The sequence below is a fragment of the Kutzneria sp. NPDC052558 genome (assembly GCF_044547355.1).
Classification (GTDB): Bacteria; Actinomycetota; Actinomycetes; order Mycobacteriales; family Pseudonocardiaceae; genus Kutzneria.
Window position 1 is genome coordinate 1 of sequence record NZ_JBIUAG010000076.1, and the last position, 4,186, is coordinate 4,186.

Annotated in this window: 1 protein-coding gene; it reads right to left on the bottom strand. The window is 71.5% G+C overall.

Annotation, left to right across the window (positions count from 1 at the left end):
* Window positions 1-4,122: beta-ketoacyl synthase N-terminal-like domain-containing protein (locus tag ACIG5F_RS49180; protein WP_396527276.1), on the bottom strand; the 4,122-nt coding region annotated here is incomplete at its 3' end.
* Between the last annotated feature and the right edge of the window lie 64 nt (window positions 4,123-4,186).

The following is a 4,186-nucleotide window of genomic DNA, read 5'->3' on the forward strand; positions in this document are numbered from 1 at the left end:
GACGAGTCCGTGGATGGGGGCGTGGTCGAGGGTGTCGTCGGTGACGATGGCGAGTCGGTGGTCGGCGGGGTGGTCGTGCTTGAGCCAGTCCTGGACGATGTCGAGAGCGTCGTGGACGTCGTTCGGGCGGGCGTAGGTGATGTCGAGGTGATGAGCCTCGGGAGTGACCGGGACCCAGTCGATGCCGTACAGCGGCGGGGTGGGATCGAACGGACGCACCGTCAACGTGTCCACAATGGCCACCACCGCGCCGGCCGGATCGGTGACCGTGAGGCCGCCGTCGGCCAGGTGCACATGCAGCGTCGTCGCGGACGACGGGAACAGTCGCACCCCGGCCCACGAGAACGGCACCCGGGCCGGGCCGCCGTCCAACAACAACGCGTGCAGGGCCGCGTCCAGTGCGGCCGGGTGCAGCGCGAACCGCGAGTCACCGGCGGAGTCCGGTAGGCGCAGCTCGGCCCGAAGGCCGTGCTCGCCGTCCTGCCAGGCCCGGGCGAGACCACGGAAGGCCGGACCGTAACCGTGGCCGCGAGCGCGTAGCGCCGTATAGTCGACCGGCAGTTCGACCGCGTCCTGCGCGGACCACTTCTCGACGGTCGGGCTCGTGAACTCCGTTGCCGGAGCGAGCACACCGGTCGCGTTGTGCTTCCAGGTCTGTGTGCCGGGCGGGCGGGAGTGCACGTCGAACGAGCTCTGCCCGGACTCGTCCGGCGCGGCGACGGTGACCTGGAACTGGGTCGGCGCCTCGTCCCGGATCGTGATGGGCGCGGTCAGCACCAGTTCGGCCAGCTCCGGCCGACCCAGACGGCGTCCGATATGGACAGTGAGCTCGACGAGCGCGGCGCCGGGGAGCACGACCTCGTCGAACACGGTGTGCTCGGCCAGCCATGGTTGGTCCGAGGTGGACAGGGCTCCGGTGGCCAGGAATCCACCACCGGCCAGGTCGATGGTCGCGGTCAGCAGCGGGTGATCGGTGGCCGGCGCGGCCGGCGGCGGAGCGTCCAGCCAGTAGCGCTGACGCTGGAACGGATAGGTCGGCAGGTCCGCGGTGACCTGGTGCGGCCCGGGGAAGACCGTCGCCCAGTCCAGGCTCAGGCCGTGCACGTGGGCGGTGGCGAGCGCCTGGCGCATGGAGGCGGTCTCGGGTCGTTTCCGGCGCTGGGTGGGGATGAGCACCGGGAGCGCGCCGTCCAGGATGTCGCCGACCAGCGGGGCGAGCACGGCGTCCGGGCCGAGCTCGACATAGGCACGGACACCGAGTTTGTTGGCCGCGCGGACCGCGTCGGCGAACCGGACCTCGTCCCGCGCATGCCGGACCCAGTACTCGGGGTCGGTCACCGGCACATCAGTGTCCACAGTGGACAGAATCCGGATTTCGGGCTCGTGGTAGTCGAGGGTGTCCAGGACGGACCGGAACTCGGCCAGCATCGGCTCCATCAGCGGCGAGTGGAACGCGTGGCTGACCCGCAACCGTCGGCAGCGCACTCCGCCCGCGGTGAGCAGCGTTTCGATCTCGGCCAGCGCGGTGGTTCCCCCGGACAGCACCACCGCCCTCGGACCGTTGACGGCGGCGATGTCGATCTGGTCGACCCGCTCCGCGATCAGCGGTCGCACATCCGACTCGGCTGCCTCGACGGCGAGCATGGCGCCGTTGGCGGGGAGTTCCTGCATGAGTCGGGCGCGGGTGGTGACGAGGGTGGCGGCGTCGGCGAGGTTGAGCACGCCGGCGACGTGGGCCGCGGCGATCTCGCCGATGGAGTGCCCGATGAGCAGATCGGGGGTGAGGCCGAAGGACCGGAGCAGTCGGTGCAGCGCGACTTGGTGGGCGAAGAGTGCGGGTTGGGCGTGGCGGGTCTGGTTGACGAGGTCGGGGTCCTGGACGGTGTCGTTGGCGGGGAGGCCGAGGGCGGCGCGGGCTTCGTCGAAGGCGGTTGCGAACACGGGGTAGGTGGCGTAGAGCTGCTGGCCCATGGCGGGGTGTTGACTGCCTTGGCCGGTGAACAGGAACGCGGTCCTGGTGGGAGAGATCGCGGAGCCCCGGACGGCATTCGCGCCCGGCTCGCCATTGGCCAGCGAGTCCAGTCCACTGAGGACGTCTGTCAGGTCGTCACCGAGCACAGCGGCCCGGTGGGTGAAGGCGGTCCGCGTCGTGGACAGCGACCAGCCGAGGCCGGAGAGATCGGTGTCCGGCTCGGCGACGAGCCGTGCGCGCAGGTCGCTCGCCTTCACGCGCAGCGCCGACTCGTCGCGGGCGGCGATCGGCAGCAGCAGGCCCCTGGCCGGTTCGGCCCGCTCGGGCGCGGCGGCAGCGGTCGGTGGTTCCTCGATGATGACGTGGGCGTTGGTGCCGCTGATGCCGAACGAGGAGATGCCGGCCCGGCGTGGCCGGTCGCCGGCTGGCCACTCCACCGGTTCGGTGAGCAGCGACACCGCGCCGGCCGACCAGTCGACGTGGGGGGACGGCTCGTCCACGTGCAGGGTGCGTGGGAGAGTGTTGTTTCGTAGGGCCATGACCAGCTTGATCACGCCCGCGACTCCGGCGGCGGCCTGGGTGTGGCCGATGTTGGATTTGATGGAGCCCAGCCACAGCGGCCGTTCGCGGTCCTGGCCGTAGGTGGCCAGCAGGGCGTGGGCCTCGATCGGGTCGCCGAGGGTGGTGCCGGTGCCGTGGGCTTCTACGGCGTCCACATCGGACGGTCGCAGCCCGGCTGCGGCCAGCGCCGTGCGGATCACCCGCTGTTGCGCCGGACCGCTCGGCGCGGTCAGACCGTTGCTGGCGCCGTCCTGGTTGATGGCCGACCCACGCACGATCGCCAGCACCTGATGGCCGTTGCGCTGGGCGTCGGACAGCCGCTCCAGCAACACCAGTCCGACCCCTTCCCCCCAACCGGTGCCGTTGGCCCCGGCCGCGAAGGAACGGCAGCGGCCGTCGGGGGACAGGCCGCGCTGCCGGCTGAACTCGATGAAAGTCGCGGGGCTGGCCATCACGGTGACGCCGCCGGCCAGCGCCAGTTCGCATTCGCCGTTGCGCAGGGCTTGTGCGGCGAGGTGCATGGCGACGAGGGAGGAGGAACAGGCGGTGTCGACGCTGACCGCCGGGCCAGAGAGCCCGAGGGCGTAGGAGACGCGGCCGGAGGCGACGCTGCCGGCGCTGCCGCTGACCAGGTATCCCTCGTAGCCGGAGGCCGATCCCGCCGCTTGGTGCAGACGAGCGCCGTAGTCGTTGTACATGACGCCGGCGAACACGCCGGTGTTGCTGCCGCGCAACGTGCTCGGATCGATTCCGGCGCGTTCGATCGTCTCCCACGCGGTCTCCAACAGGAGTCGCTGCTGGGGGTCGGTGGTGAGGGCCTCGCGTGGGCTCATGCCGAAGAACTCGGGATCGAACTCGTCGGCGTCGTAGAGGAAGCCGCCTTCGCGGGCGTAGCTGGTGCCGGAACGATCCGGGTTCGGGTCGTAGAGGTCGGCGGCCCAGCCCCGGTTGTCCGGGAAGGCGCCGATCGCGTCCACCCCGTCGGCCACCAGCCGCCACAGCTGTTCGGGGTCGCGCACGCCGCCCGGGTAGCGGCAGGCCATGCCGACGATGGCGATCGGGTCGTCGACCGGCGCCGCCGCTGCCGCCGCGATCGGGACCGCCTCGGGCTGAGCGCCGAGAAGTTCGGCCGCGAGGTAGTCGGCGAGGCCGGCCGCGGTCGGGTGGTCGAACGCCACCGTGGTCGGTAGCCGCAGATCGGTGGCCGCGGTCAGCCGGTTGCGCAGTTCGACCGCTGTCAGGGAGTCGAAGCCCAACTCGGTGAGGGCCCGGTTCGGGTCGACCCGCTCCGAGGGGTCGAGTCCGAGCACCGCGCCCACGTGGTCGGCGACGAGCTCGAGCAGGCCGGCGCGGTCACGACTGAACTTTGTGGACGGTGCGTGGCGCCGGGGCCGGACCAGGTTGCGGAACAACGGTGGCGGGTCGTCCTGCGTGCGAACGGTGGTCAGGTCGAAGGCGGCCGGGACGACGACCGGCCGATCGCTGGTCAGCGCCTGGTCGAACAGGGCCAGTCCCTCGTCGGTCGACATCGGACGGATGCCGGCTCGGGCCAGTCGGGCGAGGTCGGTGTGGGTGAGGGTGGTGGCCATGCCGGTGTGCCAGAGGCCCCAGGTGAGTGAGGTGGCGGGTTGTCCGTGGGTGTGGCGGTGGTGG